18 protein-coding genes are annotated in these 17,994 nt (G+C 73.7%); 4 read left to right on the top strand and 14 right to left on the bottom strand.

The window, feature by feature from the left end:
- Positions 1 to 12: 12 nt before the first annotated feature.
- The 4 genes from AB0883_RS11290 to AB0883_RS11305 are packed head-to-tail and all read right to left on the bottom strand — an operon-like array spanning position 13 to position 4,992.
- A complete protein-coding gene (locus AB0883_RS11290; RefSeq protein ID WP_366641704.1) occupies positions 13 to 1,941 on the bottom strand; it encodes a DUF5941 domain-containing protein in 1,929 nt (642 codons plus the stop codon).
- Positions 1,942 to 1,982: 41 nt separating this feature from the next.
- Positions 1,983 to 2,732 (bottom strand): ABC transporter ATP-binding protein, encoded by a 750-nt coding sequence (locus tag AB0883_RS11295; protein ID WP_121396978.1) that lies wholly within the window; start codon positions 2,730 to 2,732, stop codon positions 1,983 to 1,985.
- A 2-nt stretch (positions 2,733 to 2,734) separates the two neighbouring features.
- The gene (locus AB0883_RS11300) at positions 2,735 to 3,562 is read right to left on the bottom strand and encodes an ABC transporter permease (RefSeq protein ID WP_366641097.1); all 828 of its coding nucleotides are present in this window, start codon (positions 3,560 to 3,562) and stop codon (positions 2,735 to 2,737) included.
- Positions 3,563 to 3,621: 59 nt separating this feature from the next.
- Positions 3,622 to 4,992, bottom strand: coding sequence for an L-serine ammonia-lyase (locus AB0883_RS11305; protein WP_366641098.1), 1,371 nt, complete (start codon positions 4,990 to 4,992; stop codon positions 3,622 to 3,624).
- A gap of 311 nt (positions 4,993 to 5,303) precedes the next feature.
- On the opposite strand from AB0883_RS11305, the gene AB0883_RS11310 reads away from it, so the two are divergent.
- The gene (locus AB0883_RS11310) at positions 5,304 to 5,510 is read left to right on the top strand and encodes a PspC domain-containing protein (protein WP_121396981.1); all 207 of its coding nucleotides are present in this window, start codon (positions 5,304 to 5,306) and stop codon (positions 5,508 to 5,510) included.
- An 88-nt stretch (positions 5,511 to 5,598) separates the two neighbouring features.
- Here AB0883_RS11310 and AB0883_RS11315 read toward each other — a convergent pair whose 3' ends face one another.
- From AB0883_RS11315 to pdxH, 6 genes are all read right to left on the bottom strand, one after another.
- Positions 5,599 to 6,363 (bottom strand): DUF4230 domain-containing protein, encoded by a 765-nt coding sequence (locus AB0883_RS11315; protein ID WP_358086135.1) that lies wholly within the window; start codon positions 6,361 to 6,363, stop codon positions 5,599 to 5,601.
- Positions 6,364 to 6,496: 133 nt separating this feature from the next.
- Positions 6,497 to 6,802, bottom strand: a complete 306-nt coding sequence (locus AB0883_RS11320; RefSeq protein WP_089002310.1) for a type II toxin-antitoxin system VapB family antitoxin — start codon at positions 6,800 to 6,802, stop codon at positions 6,497 to 6,499.
- Positions 6,803 to 7,002: 200 nt separating this feature from the next.
- Positions 7,003 to 7,605, bottom strand: coding sequence for a nitroreductase family protein (locus AB0883_RS11325; RefSeq protein ID WP_366641099.1), 603 nt, complete (start codon positions 7,603 to 7,605; stop codon positions 7,003 to 7,005).
- Between the two features lie 12 nt (positions 7,606 to 7,617).
- Positions 7,618 to 8,547 (bottom strand): aldose 1-epimerase family protein, encoded by a 930-nt coding sequence (locus tag AB0883_RS11330; protein WP_366641100.1) that lies wholly within the window; start codon positions 8,545 to 8,547, stop codon positions 7,618 to 7,620.
- A gap of 53 nt (positions 8,548 to 8,600) precedes the next feature.
- Complete coding sequence (locus tag AB0883_RS11335) at positions 8,601 to 9,902, bottom strand: MFS transporter (RefSeq protein ID WP_366641101.1); 1,302 nt, start codon at positions 9,900 to 9,902, stop codon at positions 8,601 to 8,603.
- Positions 9,899 to 10,528, bottom strand: a complete 630-nt coding sequence (gene pdxH, locus AB0883_RS11340; RefSeq protein WP_366641102.1) for a pyridoxamine 5'-phosphate oxidase — start codon at positions 10,526 to 10,528, stop codon at positions 9,899 to 9,901. Before pdxH ends, AB0883_RS11335 begins: the two co-directional genes overlap by 4 nt.
- A 285-nt stretch (positions 10,529 to 10,813) precedes the next feature.
- On the opposite strand from pdxH, the gene AB0883_RS11345 reads away from it, so the two are divergent.
- The 3 genes from AB0883_RS11345 (at position 10,814) to sepH (ending at position 14,662) form a co-directional block, all read left to right on the top strand.
- Positions 10,814 to 11,920 carry a citrate synthase 2 gene (locus tag AB0883_RS11345; protein ID WP_121396987.1) on the top strand — a complete coding sequence of 369 codons (1,107 nt, stop codon included), beginning with the start codon at positions 10,814 to 10,816 and terminating at the stop codon, positions 11,918 to 11,920.
- A gap of 344 nt (positions 11,921 to 12,264) precedes the next feature.
- Entirely contained in the window at positions 12,265 to 13,392 is a 1,128-nt protein-coding gene (serC, locus tag AB0883_RS11350; protein ID WP_366641103.1) for a phosphoserine transaminase, read from the top strand.
- A gap of 187 nt (positions 13,393 to 13,579) precedes the next feature.
- Positions 13,580 to 14,662 (top strand): septation protein SepH, encoded by a 1,083-nt coding sequence (gene sepH / locus AB0883_RS11355; RefSeq protein ID WP_366641104.1) that lies wholly within the window; start codon positions 13,580 to 13,582, stop codon positions 14,660 to 14,662.
- Positions 14,663 to 14,911: 249 nt separating this feature from the next.
- Here the strand turns inward: sepH and thpR are convergent, their stop codons facing one another.
- From thpR to AB0883_RS11375, 4 genes are all read right to left on the bottom strand, one after another.
- Positions 14,912 to 15,490, bottom strand: coding sequence for an RNA 2',3'-cyclic phosphodiesterase (gene thpR / locus AB0883_RS11360; protein ID WP_366641105.1), 579 nt, complete (start codon positions 15,488 to 15,490; stop codon positions 14,912 to 14,914).
- 13 nt (positions 15,491 to 15,503) lie between these two features.
- Entirely contained in the window at positions 15,504 to 16,013 is a 510-nt protein-coding gene (locus tag AB0883_RS11365) for a hypothetical protein (RefSeq protein WP_366641106.1), read from the bottom strand.
- A 97-nt stretch (positions 16,014 to 16,110) separates the two neighbouring features.
- The gene (locus AB0883_RS11370) at positions 16,111 to 17,394 is read right to left on the bottom strand and encodes an MFS transporter (RefSeq protein WP_366641107.1); all 1,284 of its coding nucleotides are present in this window, start codon (positions 17,392 to 17,394) and stop codon (positions 16,111 to 16,113) included.
- A gap of 68 nt (positions 17,395 to 17,462) precedes the next feature.
- Positions 17,463 to 17,912 (bottom strand): MarR family transcriptional regulator, encoded by a 450-nt coding sequence (locus tag AB0883_RS11375; protein ID WP_366641108.1) that lies wholly within the window; start codon positions 17,910 to 17,912, stop codon positions 17,463 to 17,465.
- Between the last annotated feature and the right edge of the window lie 82 nt (positions 17,913 to 17,994).

A 17,994-nucleotide genomic window follows, 5' to 3' on the forward strand; every position in this document is an offset into this window, starting at 1 on the left:
CGGCCCCTGTCGTCAGCCCGGCGAGCGACCTCCCGCGCCGACCAGGCCCACCGACGCCCGCGCGGCGCGGGCGGGCAGGACGACCCAGGCGAGGGCGACACTCCCCACGAAAACCACGAGAAGGTACGTACCGAGTGTAGCCATCCCGATACCCGCAAAACCGACGATCGCCGCCAGGGCCAGCAGCACCGACCGGCCCTCCCAGCCCAGCGTGCCGCCGTGCAGCGGCGGGGCGGACTGCCGCTTCTCCAGCCGCGCGGTCAGGTCGTAGTGGTGCAGGGTCAGCACGAAGACGTACCCGAAGACCAGCCACGGCGGCACGTCGCCGACCACCCCCACCGCGATGGCGAAGAGGTACTCCCCCGCCCGCAGCGCGGCCGGCACCAGCCAGTCCAGCGGCCCGGCGTGCGCCGCGCCGGCGCCCAGACCGGCGACCAGCAGCACCAGCAGCGCGACCGGCACCGCCCACCGCAGGCCCGCCGCCCCGTCGCGGGTCAGCAGCGCCGCCACCAGCAGCGCCGCCGGGCCCAACGCCGCGACGACCGCCAGCGTCAGCGGCCCCACCGGCCGGAGCGCCGGCAGGAGCCGGGCCAGCGGCCCGTCGTCGCGGTGCAGGCCGGCGTCGACCGTGTCCAGCACCGGCACCCGCATCCAGCGGGCCCGCAGCGTGCGCAGCGCCCCGGTGTAGGCGAAGGCCAGCACCCCCCAGGCCAGCACCGCGTACAGGCTGACCAGCGGGCCGAACAGCGCCACGGTGATCGCGATCAGCGCCCACCGCTCCCCGATCGGGAAGACCACCGTGCGCTTCAGCCAGTACGACACCGAACCCGTGTCGGCCTGCACCCGGTTGGAGGCGGCGTTCAGCTTGTCGCCGATGCCGCCGCCGGAGGTGCCGACCGCCTTCGGCCGGCGGGCCGCCTCGTCGTGCAGCACGCCGTACCAGGTGTCCGTCATGTGTCGGACGGTCTGCAGGGTGATCGCGGCGATCGCCAGCGCCCAGCCGTACCGGAAACCGGCCTGGGTGGCCCCGTAGCCGAGGCCGGCGTAGACCACGTACTCCTTCGCCCGGTCGGCCATCGTGTCCAGCCAGCCGCCCCAGGCGCTGAAGTGCCGGGTGTAGCGGGCGAGCTGGCCGTCCACGCAGTCCAGCAAGAAGCCGAGGTAGAGCAGCACCGCCCCGGCGACCAGCGCCAGCCGGCCGCCGGTGCCGAAGAGCACGGCGGCGGCCACCGCGAAGGCCACCGAGATCATCGTGACGGCGGTCGGGCCGAGCCCGAGCTTCGCCGACGCCTTCGTCACGTACGGCGACCAGGTGCTGACGAAGAAGGTGGTGAAGAAGTCGTCCCGCTCCTTCACCGAGAGCTTCAGCTCGGCCCGGTCCTCGTCGACGGCGGCCACGGCCGCCTCCGCCGCGGCCAGCCCCGCCGGGTCGCCCACCCGGTGCGCCACGAGCAGGCGTACGCGCTGGGCGAAGGTCAGCACGCCGCGCCCGGCGAGGTCGGCGAAGAGCCGGTCCACGGCGGGCCCGGCGACCGGCGGTGCCCCGGCGGCCGCGCGCGCGGCGGCGGCGAGCGACGGCAGGTCGTCGACGCCGACCCGCAGCGCGCCGCCGAACACGCCGGTGGCCCCGCCGTCCAGCGCCTCCGGCGGCCCGGCCCCGACCACCTGGCCGCGCTCCTCGCGCACGGCCGTGTGGCCGTCGCCGGGCGGGTCGGTGAGCACCAGGGCGACCGTCGGCCCGACGGGGCTGGTGGCCAGGTGCCGCAGTACGGCGGTGTGCGCGACCAGGTCGGCGCCGGTGACGAGCACCGGGTGCGTGGCCGCGTCGACGAGGGCGGCCAGCTCGTCCAGGTCGGCGGCGTGGCGCACCTCGTCCGCCCCGGCGCGACGGAGCTGGTCGGCCAGCCGGTCGGCGAGGCGTTCGCCCGTGCGGGTCGGCAGGCTCGCGGCCGGGGCGTCGGCGGCGAGCACGATCGCGAGCGTCACCGCGGAACCGCGACGTGGTACGCGTGCAGCGCCTCGGCGATCGTGCCGTCGACGCCCACCCGGCCCCCGTCGAGGTACAGCCCCCGACGGCAGAACCGGGTCAGGTCCTTTTCGTTGTGTGACACCAGCACCAGAGTGCGCCCCTCCCCGAGCAGACGGTCGATCGTCGCATAACACTTCTTGCGGAACTCCTCGTCCCCGACCGCGGTCACCTCGTCCATGAGCAGGATCGGGTGCGGCAGGTGCGAGATGATGGCGAAGCCGAGCCGGACCTTCATGCCGGACGAGTAGTGCCGCACCGACGTGTCGACGGCCCGTTCCACCTGCTCACCGGCGAACGAGACGATGTCGTCGAAGTGCCGCCGCAGGTAGTCCGACGACAGTCCGTGCAGGCCGCCGACCAGGTGGAGGTTCTCCCGCCCGGTCAGGTCGTTGGAGAACCCGGCGGAGAGTTCCAGCAGCGGCGCGACGTCCCCGCGCACCCGGATCCGGCCCTCGTCGGGGATGAGCACGCCGGCGATCAGCCGCAGCAAGGTGCTCTTGCCGGTGCCGTTGCGGCCGACCACGCCGACGGTGTCCCCGGCCCGGACCGAGAACGACACGTCCCGCAGCGGCCAGAACCGGCCGTCGTCGGTCGCGGCGCGCCGCCCCCGGTGGATGAACAGCTCCCGCAGCCGCAACTGCCGCCGCCGGTTGCGGACGAACCGGATGCCGAGCCCCTCCGCCTCGATGATCGGATCGGCCATCCCTACAGTTCCTTGAGCACGGCGGGTTCGAGCCGGCGGAACGACCACCAGCCGGCGGCCAGCACCAGCAGGCTGACGCCGACGGCGGTGGCGAGCAGGCGGGCGTCCGGGAACTCGTCCGGGTACCAGACCGCGTGGTGCAGCTGGAAGATGCCGACCAGCGGGTTCAGCTCGTAGGCGACCTTCAGCCAGCCCGGCAGGTCGGCGTCCCGCACGAGGCTCAGCGGATAGATGATCGGGGTGGCGTAGAAGAGCACCCGGATGACCAGCCGCATCAAGCGCTCGACGTCGCGCATCAGCACGTTGACCGCCGAGAGCAGCAGCGCCAGCCCGACCAGCAGGACGGCCTGCACCGCCACCGCGAGCGGCAGGGCCAGCAGCGACCAGCCCGGCCCGACCCGGCCGGACGCGGCGTACCCGACGGCGACGGCGATCAGGATCGGCAGGCCGGCGGCGTACTCGGCGAAGCGGCCGGTGACCCGGCCGATCGGGAAGACCTGCCGGGGCAGGTTCATCGTCGTGATCAGCCGGGCCTGGCCGGTCAGCGCGTTGGTCGCCTCGCTCAGCGCCGAGCTGGTCCACATCCAGGCGAAGATCCCGGTGAGCAGGAACAGCGGGTACGAGTCGGCCGCGTCACCGAGGTGGCGGTTGGTGTCGCGGGAGTAGAGGACGCCGAAGACGAACCAGTAGATCGCCCCCATGCCGAGGGGCTCGATCAGCGACCAGAGGTACCCGAGCACGGACTGCTGGTACTTCACGGCGAGGTCGCGCCGGACGAGGAGGCGCAGCGAGGCGCGGTGCGACCACAACGCCGCGACGCCAGAGGTCACCGCCGCCTCCCGCCTGACCGGACGGACGACAGGCTAGCAGTCGCGGAACGAACGCCCCCTCAGCACTCGATCACGTTGACGGCCAGTCCGCCGCGCGCCGTCTCCTTGTATTTCACCTTCATGTCCGCGCCGGTCTCGCGCATGGTCTTGATGACCTTGTCCAGCGAGACGTGGTGCACCCCGTCGCCGCGCAGCGCCAGCCGGGCGGCCGTGATCGCCTTGATGCTAGCCACCGCGTTGCGCTCGATGCAGGGGATCTGCACCAGACCACCAACCGGGTCGCAGGTCAGCCCGAGGTTGTGCTCCATGCCGATCTCGGCGGCGTTCTCCACCTGCTCGGGGGTGCCGCCCAACGCCTCGGCCAGCCCGGCGGCGGCCATCGAACAGGCCGAGCCCACCTCACCCTGACAGCCCACCTCGGCGCCGGAGATCGACGCGTTCTCCTTGAACAACACCCCGATCGCACCCGCCGCCAGCAGGAACCGCACCACGCCCTCCTCGCAGGCGCCCGGCACGAACCGCGTGTAGTAGTGCAGCACCGCCGGGATGATGCCGGCCGCCCCGTTGGTGGGCGCGGTGACGACCCGGCCGCCGGCGGCGTTCTCCTCGTTGACGGCCAGGGCGAAGAGGGTCACCCAGTCCATCGCCCGCAGCGGATCGGCCGGGTCGGACTCCGTCTCCAGACTGCGGCGCAACTCGGCGGCGCGACGGCGGACCCTCAACCCACCCGGCAGCACCCCGTCACGCGAACAGCCCCGCTCGACGCACTCGCGCATCACCCGCCAGATCTCCAGCAGACCGGCGCGCACCTCGCCCTCGCTGCGCCAGGACAGCTCGTTGGCGAGCATCACCCCACTGATCGACAGCCCCGTCGACGCGGTCACGCCGAGCAACTGCGCGCCGGTGAGGAACGGATGCCGCACCCGGGTGGCGTCGGGTCTGATCCGGTCCGCCCCGGCCGCCGCCTCGTCCACCACGAAACCACCACCGACCGAGTAGTACGTCCGCACCCGCAGCTCCACGCCCCGGTCGTCGTACGCCACGAAGGTCATCCCGTTCGGGTGGTACGGCAACGACCGGCGCCGGTGCAGCACCACATCGCGGTCCGCATCGAAGTCGATCTCGTGCGCGTCGAGCAGACCCAGCCGCCCCTCGGCACGGATCCGGGCGACCCGCCCGTCCACCGCGTCGGTGTCGACCGTCTCCGGGGCCTCCCCGGCCAGCCCGAGCAGCACCGCCCGGTCGCTGCCGTGGCCGTGCCCGGTCGCGCCGAGCGAGCCGAACAGTTCCGCCCGCACCCGGACGGTACCGGCCAGCAACCCGTCGGCCTTCAGGCCCGCGACGAAGGTACGGGCGGCCCGCATCGGCCCCACCGTGTGGGAGCTGGACGGCCCGATGCCGACACTGAAGAGATCGAAAACACTGATCATGGCTGCACTTCCTCGCCGTCGTACCTCGTGGGTCAGCGGCACGGTCGTGGCCGGCCCGGTCCGGGCGGCCGTCCGGCACCCGGGGGTGTGGGTGCCCGACCGGCGAGCCTACCCGCCCAGCTCAGCACCCTGCCGCCAGCCGCGACCGGTCGTCGCTCCCCCGGCGGCCGGAAGCGTCGCGGGCCCGGTTCCCGGGTAACCACCTACGGGTACGGGCACCGCCGATCCTCCTCGCGACCGAGGGCGCGGTGGCCACCCCTTTCTACCGTTGGGGGCAGAGGCGGCGAACGCCGCAGAGTGGGAGTACGACGATGAGTCGCAAACTGGTCCGCCCCCGTCAGGGGCGCATGATCGCCGGTGTCTGCGCCGGCCTGGCCCAGCGTTTCGGCAGGTCGGCCGGCTTCATCCGGCTGCTGTTCCTGCTGTCGCTGCTGCTGCCCGGCACCCAGGTGGTCGTCTACCTGGTCCTCTGGGTCCTGATGCCGAACGAGGACCGCTACGCCGCCGCCCGCTACTGAGCCCACCCGCCCCCGCCCGACGCGGGGGTGAGCACGAGGCGCCCGTCCCGTCGACCGGGGCGGGCGCCGTCGCGTCGTGGGTCCGCCGTCACGGGGCGGTGTACGTGACCGTCACCTTCTCGTAGCCGAGGGAGCGGAGCAGCCCTTCCAGCATCTTGCGGGTGTTCTCCTCGGCCCGCTGGGTCAGGCCGCTGTCGCGGGCGGCGGTGGTGATCCGCTCCTCGGCGAGCTGGTAGACCTGCTGCTGGCGGTTGGGGTCGCCCTTCACCAGCTCGCCGACCCGGTTGAGCAGCCCGCGCTCCTCGGCGAAGACGTAGCTCTTCTCCAGGTCGAGGTTGGTCTTGCCGAGCTGCGGCGCCGGCAGTCTGATCTCCACCGACTTGCCGTCGGCCGACTCGACCACCGCGCCCTCGGAGATCTTCGCGAAGTCGACGTACGCCTCGACGCTGCCCGCCCCGACGAAGAGGGTGCGCTGGCTGAGCAACCAGTCGGGCACGTTGCGCCGGTCGTTCTGGAGATCGACGACCACCTGGAAGTTGCCCTCGGCCGCGACGTAGCGGCTGAGATCCTGGATCGACTTGAGCAGCGGCGGCTGGCTGCGGTCGGTCTGCTCCTTGGCGAACGGGTTGCGGAAGTCCGGCAGCAGGCCGGTGGCCTGCACGCCGAGCAGCACCACCACCGCCAGCGCCGCCGCGCCGAGCACCCAGAGCAGGCCGCGGGCGGGCCCGCCCGCCGGCGGTGGCGCACCCGGCTCCGGCTCGGTTGTGACAGCCGACCGCTCCTTGAGCGCCTCGCCGGTCGGATAACCGGGGAACTCCCTCGTGGGCTCGTTGATGTCACCGTCGCGGGCCATGGCCCTCACCGTCCTCGTCAGACACGTCGTCTGGAGATGACGGTACGGCTCCGGTGCGACAGCCGCTCGTCGAAGGGCGCGCCGCCGCGCCGATCCGGAGAAACCGCAGGTCAGGACGGCCGGCGGGTCGTGCTCACTCGATCGGGCCGGAGAGGACGAGCACCCGGGCGTGGATCTGGTTGCGCTGCTGGAGCGCCGCCCGCAGGGCGCGGTGCAGCCCGTCCTCCAGGTAGAGCCCGCCGTTCCACTGCACCACGTGCGGGAAGAGGTCGCCGTAGAAGGTGGAGTCCTCGGCGAGGAGCTTGTCCAGCGCCAGCTCGCGCTTGGTGGTGATCAACTGGTCCAGGCGCAGCGGCCTCGGCGGAATCTCCGCCCACTGCTTGAGCGTCAGGTTGTGCTCCGGGTAGGGACGCCCGTCCCGGACCGCTCTGAAGATCACGACGGCACGCTCCCCTCCCCCTGGCCCGGCCGACCCACGACACCGGGTCGGGTCGCGGCGCGGCGCCGCGACCCGCGGCACCGATGACCGTGCCAGCGTAGCCGGCTGCACCACACCGCGTTCTGCTCCCTGATGTCAGTTTCACTACCCGCCGTCCGGTTCGCCACCGGACGAAACACCTGACGGGACATCCGGTGCCGTCAGCTCCACCGCCCCCGCCGGACCACCTCGTCCACCGGGCGGCGCCCCCGGCGCAACGACGGTGACCGGTGGTCAGGCGCACGATAGCCCACCGTCACGGCCCCGACGGGCTCGTACTCCCCCGGCACCCCGAACGCCTCCCGGTACGCGTCGAGGCGCTGCGCGGGGATGCCGAAGAAGCACGCCCCCAGCCCCTCGTCGACGGCGGTCAGCAGCATCAGCAGGGCGGCGAAGCCGGTGTCCACGTACCAGTAGGGCACCGGCCAGCGCTCCGTCGAGCGGTCCGCCCAGCCCTTGTCCGGTTCCGCGTACCGCTCAAGGTAGGCCGACCGGTTCGCGTGCGGGACGACGATCAGCGGGGCCCGGCGCATCCCCGCCAGCCACCGCTCCCGGCCGCCGCCGCCCGGGGTGGTCGCCGCCCAGAAGCGCTCCCGGTCCTCCGGCGTCTCCAGCACCAGGAAACCCCAGCCCTGGGCGAAGCCGGCCGACGGCGCGCGGACCGCGTGGTCTAGCAGCCGCTCCACCACGTCGGGCGGGACGGGGCGGTCCGGGTCGTAGTTGCGCACCATCCGGCGCCGCCGGAGGACCTCGCTGAACTCCATGCGCTCCCCCGCTCAGGCCCCGGGCCGTACGCCCCAGGCACCCCGCCAGGTCGCGCCCGGCTTCAGGGTGATCACGTCCCGGCCCGAGCGGAACGCGTCCGGCGGGCAGGTCATCGGCTCCACCGCCACGGAGCGGCGCCGCCGCTCGCCGGGCAGGGCGTCGCCGGTGAACACCTGCCACCAGCCGAACTCCCGGTCCGCCCAGATCCGCACGCCCGCCGCGCCGTCCGGGGCCGCCAGGCTGACCACCGAGCCGCCGTCGTCGTCGCGGATCACGTCGCCGAAGCAGAGGTCGAGCCGGGCGCCGCCGATCCGGCGGGGGCTGGTCCAGTCGTACTCGGTGCCGGCGACCGGGGTGCCCCCGATCGGCAGCAGCCGCCCGTCCACCTGCAACCGCGTCCGGGCCGGCAGCCGCATCGACAGGTCGTCGACCGCCACCCCGGGCACCCGCAGGTACGGGTGCACCGCGAAGCCGAACGGCGCGGGCTCGGCGCCGAGGTTCGTCGCCTCGTGCTCCGCGCGCAACCCGTCCGGGCCGACGCTCCACCGCGTGAGCAGCCGCAGCGGCCACGGGTAGCCCGGCTGCGGCGGCAGGTCGTAGCCGACGGTCACCGCGTCGGAGGACTGCTCCACCAGCCGCCACGGCACCCAGTTGACCAGCCCGTGGATGGCCACGCCCCGGTCCGGTTCGCTGAGGGTGAGCTGCAACGACCGCTCGCCGAAGGTGTAGCGCCCGTCGCGGATCCGGTTCGGCCAGGGGGCCAGCACCTGCCCCGCGCAACCCGGACAGATCTCGTCGGCGGCGTACCCGTCGAGGTGGTCGGTCCCGTCGTGCCGGTATGTCCGGACCCCACCGCCCACCTCCACGATGACGGCCTCGTGGCCGGCGGCGGAAATGGTCCACTGTGCGCCCGAGGGCGGACGCTGGTCGGGGGTGTCCATGCGGGCGACCCTAACGGTTCCCGCCCCGCCGTCGCTCGCCCCGACCCGGCCCCTCACGCCTTGTCACCGCCGGAGGGGGTCGCCGCCCGGTAGCGCAGCAGCACCGGGAAGGCCACCGCGAGCAGCACCGCGAGCGCCGCCGAGACCAGCCCGCCGCCGACCCAGGCGACGCCGCCGCCGAAACCGGCCGCGACCGCGCCCGCCCGCAGGTCGCCCAGGCGCGGGCCGCCGGCGATGACCACCGTGTTGACGCCCATCAGCCGCCCGCGCATCCGGTCGGGCGCGTAGACCAGCAGCATCGACTGTCGCAGCACCGCGCTGACCAGGTCGGCCGCGCCGGCCACCGCGAGCAGCAGCACCATCAGCCAGAGTTGGCCGGCGAGCCCGGCCGCCGCGACCGCCAGCCCCCAGCCGACCACCGCCACCACCAGCACCAGCCCCTGCCGGCGCAGCCGCCCGATCCACCCGGAGGTCAGCCCGCCGAGCATCGCGCCCGCCGCGATCGCGCTGTAGAGCCAGCCGACCGCCGCCCCGCCGCCGAACCGGGACTCGGCGATCTCCGGAAAGAGCGCCCGGGGCATCGCCAGCACCATCGCGATCAGGTCGATGACGAAGGAGAGCATCAGCACCGGGGTGGTGGCCAGGTAGCGCAGGCCGTCGACGATGCTGGCCAGCCCGGCCCGCCGCGGGGCGGCGGACGCGTCCGGGTCCGGCTCCGGCGGCATGGCCGGCAGCTTCATCGTCGCCCAGACGGCGACCGTGTAGAGCACCGCGTCGGCCGCGTACGCGATCGGCAGGCCGAGGTCGGTGCCCCACGCGGCGAAGATCAGGCCGGCGACCAGCGGGCCGAACACCGCGGCGGCCGTGTGGGTGGTGAAGTTCAGCGTGGTCGCCGCCGGCACCAGCTCCGCGGGCACCAGCCGGGGCAGGACCGCGTTGCGGGTGGGCGAGCTGACCGCGAAGGCGATCGACTGCACCGCCACCAGGACGAGCAGCAGCAGCGGGCTGCCGATCCCGAGCACCGCCTGCACCACCAGGCCGAACGTGGCGGTCCAGAGCACCGCCGCGGTCCCCAGCAGCACCTTGCGCCGGTCGTGCGCGTCGGCCACCGCGCCGCCCCAGAGCCCGAAGACCAGCAGCGGTACGAACGCCGCGATCCCGATCAGGCCGACCCAGAGCGAGCTGCCGGTCAGCGCGTACATCTCCACCGGCACGGCGACCGCCGTGAGCTGGATGCCGAACATCGCGATGCCGTTGCCCAGCCACATCCGCCGGTACGCCGGCACGGCCAGCGGGCGCACGTCGATCGCGAACCGGCGCAGCCCGTTCGGCCGCCCGTCCTTGAGCTGGGTCACGGCGCCAGCCGCTCGACGGTCCACTCCCCGGTCCCGGTGAGCCGGAACCGCAGCCGGTCGTGCAGTCGGCTGACCCGGCCCTGCCAGAACTCCACCGACTCGGGCCGCACCCGCAGGCCGCCCCAGTACGGCGGGGCGGGGATCGGCTCGACCTCGGCGAACCGCTCCGCCGCCGCCCGGTACGCCTCGTCCAGCACGGCCCGCCCGGGGATCGCCCGGGACTGGGTGCTGGCCCAGGCGCCGAGCTGGGAGCCGCGCGGCCGGCTGGCGAAGTACGCCTCCGTCTCCGCCCGGTCGACCCGCTCGATGCGGCCCGCCACCACCACCTGCCGGTGCATCGGGAACCAGGGGAAGACGAGGCTCACGTACGGATTGACGGCCGCCTCGGCGCCCTTGCGGGACCCGTAGTTGGTGAAGAAGACGAAGCCCTCCGGGTCGTACCCCTTCAGCAGCACGGTGCGCGCGCTCGGGCGGCCCTCGGCGTCGGCGGTGCCGACCACCATCGCGTTCGGTTCGGGCAGCCCGGCGGCGACCGCGTCGGCGAACCAGCGGGCGAACTGGCCGTGCCAGTCGGCCGCCAGGTCCGCCTCGGAAAGGCCCAGGTCCCGGGCGTACTCGTTACGCATACCCGCCGGCCGAACTGTGTCCCCCGTCACGTTCCCCCTCCTCCTCGTCGACCCGGCCCACTGCCTGCGGCGCTGGCCAGCCCGCACCGCACAGTGTCACCGACCCGGTCCGGGACGTCCGGACCGGGGATGTCGTGTGCGGCACAGTCGCCGTGGGTCGCGAATCCGGTTACCCAGCAGGCAAGATGTCACGAACACATCCCTGAGGGTCGCCTAAGGCGCTCGCCCGGCTGGGCCGGGACCGGAGCCCCGGGCGGGCGCACCGAGCAGATCCAGGAGAGCGACATGGCCGATTTCAAACCCGGACTTGAGGGCGTCGTGGCCTTCGAGACCGAGATCGCCGAACCCGACCGCGAGGGCGGCGCGCTGCGCTATCGCGGAGTCGACATCGAGGATCTGATCGGCCAGGTCTCCTTCGGCAACGTGTGGGCGCTGCTGGTCGACGGGCGGTTCGGCCCGGGTCTGCCGCCGGCGGAGCCGTTCCCGGTGCCGGTGCACTCCGGCGACATCCGGGTCGACGTGCAGTCCGCGGTCGCCATGCTCGCCCCGTACTGGGGTCTCAACCAGCTGCTCGACATCTCCGACGAGCAGGCCCGCGAGGACCTCGCCCGGGTGTCGGTCACCGCGCTCTCCTTCGTCGCCCAGTCGGCGCGCGGCCTGGGCCTGCCGGCGGTGCCGCAGAAGGAGATCGACAAGGCGTCCACCATCGTCGAGCGCTTCATGAAGCGCTGGCGGGGCGAGCCGGACCCGCGGCACGTCAAGGCCGTCGACGCCTACTTCATCTCGGCCGCCGAGCACGGCCTGAACGCCTCCACCTTCACCGCCCGGATCGTCGCCTCCACCGGCGCCGACGCCGCGGCCTGCATCTCCTCCGGCATCGGCGCCCTCTCCGGCCCGCTGCACGGCGGCGCCCCGTCCCGCGTGCTCAGCATGCTGGAGGCGGTCGAGCGCAGCGGCGACGCCGAGGGCTACGTCAAGGGCGTCCTCGACCGGGGCGAGCGGCTGATGGGCTTCGGCCACCGCGTCTACCGGGCCGAGGACCCGCGCGCCCGGGTGCTCCGCCGCACCGCCAAGGAACTGGGCGCGCCGCGCTTCGAGATCGCCGAGGCGCTGGAGAAGGCCGCCCTGGCCGAGCTCCAGGCCCGCCGCCCGGACCGGGTGCTCGCCACCAACGTCGAGTTCTGGTCGGCCGTGGTGCTGGACTTCGCCGAGGTGCCGGCGCACATGTTCACCTCCATGTTCACCTGTGCCCGGATGGGCGGCTGGAGCGCGCACATCCTGGAGCAGAAGAAGCTCCAGCGGCTGGTCCGCCCGTCGGCCCGCTACGTCGGGCCGGGCACCCGCAAGCCCAGCGAGGTCGAGGGCTGGGACGCCATCCCGCACGGCGTCTGAGAGCTGCGCAGGGGCCCCTTCCCGTCGTCCGTCGACGGGAAGGGGCCCCTTCCGCGCAGCGGGACCACCGGTGGCCGCCCGGCCGCTGCCGGGCTGTTCCGTGGGCGCGACCAGGCGCGACGCCCGGGGCCGCCCCGGGCGGGGGTTGTGGTGGACGCCTCACCGCCGGGCGTGGGACCAGCGGTCGCCGCAGCCGGGGCGGGTGGGAGGATGAAGGCCGGCAGTGTCGCCGGACCGGGCCCGGGTCCCGGCCACGTCGTGCGCCTGAGCGCGCGTCCGCCGTCGATCCGCGCCCGCCTGAACACCGGGCCCGCCCTCGCCCCTGCGGAAGGATCTCAACAACCGTGGCTGACGCACCGACCATCCGGATTCCCGACGACCTCAAGCCCGCCGACGGGAGGTTCGGCTGCGGGCCGTCCAAGGTCCGTCCGGCGGCGGTCTCCGCCCTCGCCGAGGTGGCGACGAGCTACCTGGGCACCTCGCACCGGCAGAAGACCGTCCGTGACGAGGTGGCCCGGCTGCGCCGCGGCATCGCCGACTTCTTCTCCCTCCCCGAGGGCTACGAGGTGGTGCTGGGCAACGGCGGCACCACGGCCTTCTGGGAGGTCGCGACGTTCGGCCTGGTCCGGGACCGGGCGCAGTTCGCCAGCTTCGGCGAGTTCGGCGCGAAGTTCGCCAAGTCCGTCAAGGACGCCCCGTTCCTCGGCGAGCCCACCGTCCGCAAGTCGGAGGCCGGCACCGCGCCCACCCTGACCGCCGAGGCCGGGGTGGACGTCTACGCCACCCCGCACAACGAGACCTCGACGGGTGTGGCGGTGCCGATCAGCCGGGTGGCCGGCGCCGACCCGGGCTCGCTGCTGCTGGTCGACGCCACCTCGGGCGCCGGCGGCCTGGACGTCAACGTCGGCGAGACCGACGTCTACTACTTCGCCCCGCAGAAGTGCTTTGGCTCCGACGGCGGCCTGTGGCTGGCCCTGATGTCGCCGGCCGCGCTGGAGCGGGCCGGCGAAATCAAGGCGTCCGGCCGCTACATCCCGGCCTTCCTCGACCTGGTCACCGCGATCGACAACTCGCGGCTGGAGCAGACCTACAACACCCCGGCGCTGGCCACCATCTTCCTGGCCGCCGAGCAGACCGACTGGATGAACTCCCAGGGCGGGCTGGCCTGGGCGGCCAAGCGCACGGCCGAGAGCGCGTCCATCGTGTACGGCTGGGCGGAGCGCTCCGAGGTGGCGACGCCGTTCGTCACCGACCCCGCGCTGCGCTCCAACGTGGTCGCCACCATCGACTTCGCCGAGGGCGTCGACGCCACCGCGATCGCCAAGGCGTTGCGCGCCAACGGCATCGTGGACACGGAGCCGTACCGGAAGCTCGGCCGCAACCAGCTTCGCGTCGCGCTCTTCCCGGCCGTCGAGCCGGCCGACGTCGAGGCCCTGACCGCGTCGATCGACTACGTGGTCGAGCGACTCTGATCGCCGTCACGGTCGGTGGCCGCCGACGCGCCCTGCGGCCACCGACCGTGATCATCGCCGCAGCTCAGTCGCGACATGCGGGTGTCGCATCCCCCACCTGCGGACAGATGCGCGTACGGTGGTGCGAGGACGCCCGGGTGGCCGGCTCGTGGCGTGACGGCCAGCGAAGCGGGACGGAGGCTACGCCATGCGCCCAGTACGCTTCGTCGCCCTCTCCGAGGACGGCCAGGCCCTGGTGCTCGCCGACGAGGTCGGGCGACTGCTCGCCCTGCCCATCGACGAGCGGATCGCCGGCGCGTTGCACGCCGAGCCCGGCGCCCCTCCGCTCGCGGTGGCCCCGGCAGCCAGCGCCGACCCGGTGCCCTCGCTCTCCCCACGGGACATCCAGGCGAAGATCCGCTCCGGCGAGTCCGCCGAGGACGTCGCCCGGATCGCCGGCGTGCCGGTCGACCGCGTGCTGCGCTACGCCGGCCCGGTGCTCCAGGAGCGGGCCATGCTCGCCCAGCACGCCCGGCGCACCCGACTGAAGGGCGCGGAGAAGCCCACCCCGCTCGCCGAGGTGGTCAACGGGCGGCTGGCCCAGCACGGGATCGACACCGAGAAGATCTCCTGGGACGCGTGGCGCCGCGACGACGGCACCTGGCGGATCGTGGCGACCTGGCCCTCGGGCAAGGCGACCGCGCAGGCGATCTGGGATCTCGACAAGACCCGGCAGGCGGTCACCCCGCACGACGACATGGCGCAGTACCTGTGCGCCGAGCGGCCCACCCCGATCCTCGGCCAGGAGCCGACGCCGGAGCGGGGCGGCCACGCGCTGCCCGGCCCGTCGCGCGGCGAGCCGAGCCGGGGCGGGCACGGCCTGCCGGCGGCGGCGGAGCACAGCCGTCCCGGCCGCGACCCGATCCGTGCCGGGCGGGACGCCCTGCTCGCCTCCCTCGACCGTCCGCTCGGCTCGACCTCGGGTCGCGGGCTCGAACCCCGCACCCCGGCCGCCCTCGCCGGGCAGGACGCGCCGCGCCAGCGGCCGGTCGGCGGCGGGGCGGCGGCGCTGCTCGGCGGTGGTCAGGGTTCCGCCTTCGACGACGACTCGGACGCGCCCAAGGAGGTGCCGGCCGTGCCGTCGCTGGCGGTGCTCCGGCCCCGGCGCACGGGCGCGCCGGCGGCAGCGGCAGGTGAGTCGACCGACGCCGGCGGCAAGCCGCGCAAGCGCCTGCCGAGCTGGGACGACGTGCTCTTCGGCAGCGGCCCGGCGGCCCGCGAGTCCTCGTGACCGCCTGACTCCGGCGACCATCCGGTCGCCGGAGTCAACACGAGGCACTCGAACACGGGATCGACTTCTCCGACACCGACACCGCCAACGTCTACGGCTGAGGCTGGCGGACCGGTGAGGGGATCACCGAGCAGATCATCGGACGCTGGTGCGCCCAGGGCGGCGGCCGGCGGGAGCTGGGTGATGGTCGGCGGCGTCGCGTCCGTGGTGGCGCCCTGGTCGGTGCCGCGGTTTGGTGACCGGGGAGCGTCAGAGGGGCCAGGCGGCCAGGCGGTCGTAGGTGGGGCGAGGGCCGGGGTGGCTGCGCACCAGGACCATCTCGCCGGCCGGCCACTCCGGGCCCTCGTAGTCGTCGAGGGTGGCCACGTCGGCGGCCACGTCGACCGGGGGCACCCGGTCGCCGGGGCGGGCGATCGTCAGGTGCGGGCGGAACGGCTTCTCGTCGTGCGGCAGGCGGGCGTGCCGCAGCCGGGAGCGGATCAGCCGGGCCAGCACCAGTACCGGCTCCACCTCGCCCCGCAGGTCGACCCAGAGCACGGTGAACCGGCCCCGCCCGAACCGTCCGCCACCGGCCAGCCGGAGCCGGGGCGCGGCCTGGCGGCCGTCTCGGGACCACTCGGCGGCGAGCCCGAGCGCGCTCTCCACGGCGACCAGCCGGTCCGCCTCGACGTCGCCGAGGAAGGCGAGGGTGACGTGCGCGTTGGCCGGGTCGGCGAGCCGGACGTTGGTCCCGGCGGCGGCCGCCGCGCCGACCCGCAGCCGGGCGACCTGCGCGCCGAGGTGCGCGATCGCCTCGCGCGGCGGGTAGAGCGCGACGAAGAGCCTCACGCCGGGCCCGCCCTCAGCGGTGACGCTGCCGGTGGCCTGCCCGGGCGGCGGGCAGGGTCAGCCCGGCGGCGTGCAGCAGGCCCTCCACCCGGACGCGTTCCAGCTCCAGGTCGACGCCCTCCAGCTCGGTCAGGTGCTCGGCCAGCCCGAGGGCCCGACAGGCCAGCCGGAGCCGGTCGTCGTACGCCTGGAGGACCATGCCGTGCCAGACGGGCTGGCGACCGTCGAAACCCACCCCCTGGCTGCGCAGGCGGCGCAGGTCGGCGGCGAGTTCCTCCAGGGGGCGCCGGTCGGGCCGGTCGAAGTCGGTGAGGTCGATGTCGCGGGTCAGCGCGTCGGCCTCGACGGCCCGGTCCAGCCGGGCGATGGTGCGCCGCTCCCGCCGGCGCTCACGCCACTCGGCGTACCCGCAGGCGACCCGGTCGATGATCTCGTCCGCGCAGAAGACCAGGGCGATCACCGCCGGCAGACTGGCCATGGCGACGATGGCCAGGATCAGCAGCAGCGCGCGCCCGAGCTCCACGTATCGACGCTAAGCCTCTTTCCCCCTTACCGCCACCGCTTTCGTGTCATCCGCCCGCAGCAGGAGGGGAGCGACCTGCCCGGCCCGGGCGACGGGCTCAGCAGTCGGCGGAGGTGACGTAGAAGCGCGGCATCGGCAGGATGCGGAAGCGCAGCCGGGCGCCGGAGCGGCGCAGCTGCCAGGTGAGCGCGATCAGGATGGTGGCCAGCGAGATCAGCCCACCGATCCAGATGCTGGCACCGGCGCCGTAGGTCTCGGCGACCCAGCCGATGAGCGGCGCCCCGACCGGGTTGGTGCCGAGGAAGACCAGCACCCACAGGGCCATCACCCGGCCGCGGAAGGCGGCGTCGGTGCCGAGCTGGACCCGTTGGTTGGCCGCCTGGGCGAAGAAGACCATGAAGAACCCGGTCGGCAGCAGCAGCGTCACCACCATCCAGTACGCCGGGGCGAGCCCCACCAGCGTGCCGAAGCTGGCGCAGCCGACCCCCGCGCCGAGCACCAGCCAGACCGACGGGCGGCTGCGCCGCCCGGTGCCGGCGAGCGCCCCGACCAGCGCGCCGACCGCCAGCGCGGTGCTGAACAGCCCGAACGAGGCGGCACCGGTCTTGAAGACCGTCTTGGCCAGCGCGGCGAGGGTGAGCTGGAAGTTGAACAGCGACATGCCGATCACCGACATCACCGCCATGGGCAGCAGCAGGTCGGGCCGGCGCCAGACGTAGCGCAGGCCGTCGACGACCTTGGCCGACGCCCGCTCGTCGCGCGGCAGCAGCGCCTCCCGGTGCAGGTCGGCGGGGCGCATCTGGATCACGGTGACCAGCGGGGCGATCGAGCTGAGCGCGGTGAACAGGAAGACCGGCCCGACGTCGAAGGCGGCGATGGCCAGGCCGGCGACGGCCGGTCCGACGATCCGGGCGGAGTTGAACACGGCCGCGTTCAGCGAGAGCGCGTTCGGCAGCAGGGACGTACCGACCAGCTCGGAGACGAACGCCTGCCGGACCGGGGTCTCCACGGCGTTGGCGACGCCGAGCAGGGCCGCGAACGCGAAGACGTGCCAGAGCTGCACGAGGCCGGTGATCACCAGCAGGGCCATGGCGAGGGCCAGCACGGTCCAGAACGCGTTCGCGACGAAGAGCAGCATCCGCTTGTCGTAGCGGTCGGCGAGCCGCCCGGAGAGCAGGGTGAGCAGCAGCACCGGGGTGAACTGGAGCGCGGTCACCACGCCGAGCGCGGTGGCGGAGTTGTCGGAGAGCTCGAGGACCAGCCAGTCCTGGGCAATGAACATCATCCAGACGCCGATCAGTTTGATCAGCTGCCCGGATGCGAAGAGCCGGTAGTTGCGGACCTGTAGGGACTGGAACATCGTGCTCAGCTTCGCCTGCACTCTCGGTGCGCCTCCTCGCGGTCGTACGCGTCATCGACGTCGGACGGCGCGGTGGCACGACGCGCGGGTCAGGCGCGGGCGACCTGCTGGAGGATCTCGGCGGCCTGCCGCAAAGTTTCCCGCTCGGCCTCGGTCAGCTCGGCCAGCCGGCGGGCCAGCCACTCGTCACGGACCCGCTCGAACTGGTCGAGCACTGCCCGTCCCCCCTCGGTCGCCGCCAGGATGACCTGCCGGCCGTCGGTCGGATGGGGGGTGCGCTGCACGAGGCCGCGCTCCTCCAACTTCGCGACGATCCTGGTCATCGTGGGCGGCTGCACCCGTTCCACGTCGGCCAGTTCCCGAGGCGTCAACGCACCCGCCAGCCGGAGGCTGGTGAGCGCGGAGAGCTGGGTGACCGTGAGGTCGCCGACCGGCCGGGCCTGGCGGACCCGTCGGTTCAGCCGGGTGATCGCATCACGCAGCTGCGGTGCCAGCTGCGCCGGTGGCACGCGTTTCGCCGTCACCGTCCGCTCCGTCACGATAGTTAGCCTAACTAATTAGCTTGGCGAATGACCACCGATATGACCACGCTCACGCGAGGTTTGTCCTGCTCCGGGCCGG

Origin of the sequence: Micromonospora sp. NPDC047812 (assembly GCF_040704175.1) — a bacterium.
Classification (GTDB): Bacteria; Actinomycetota; Actinomycetes; order Mycobacteriales; family Micromonosporaceae; genus Micromonospora.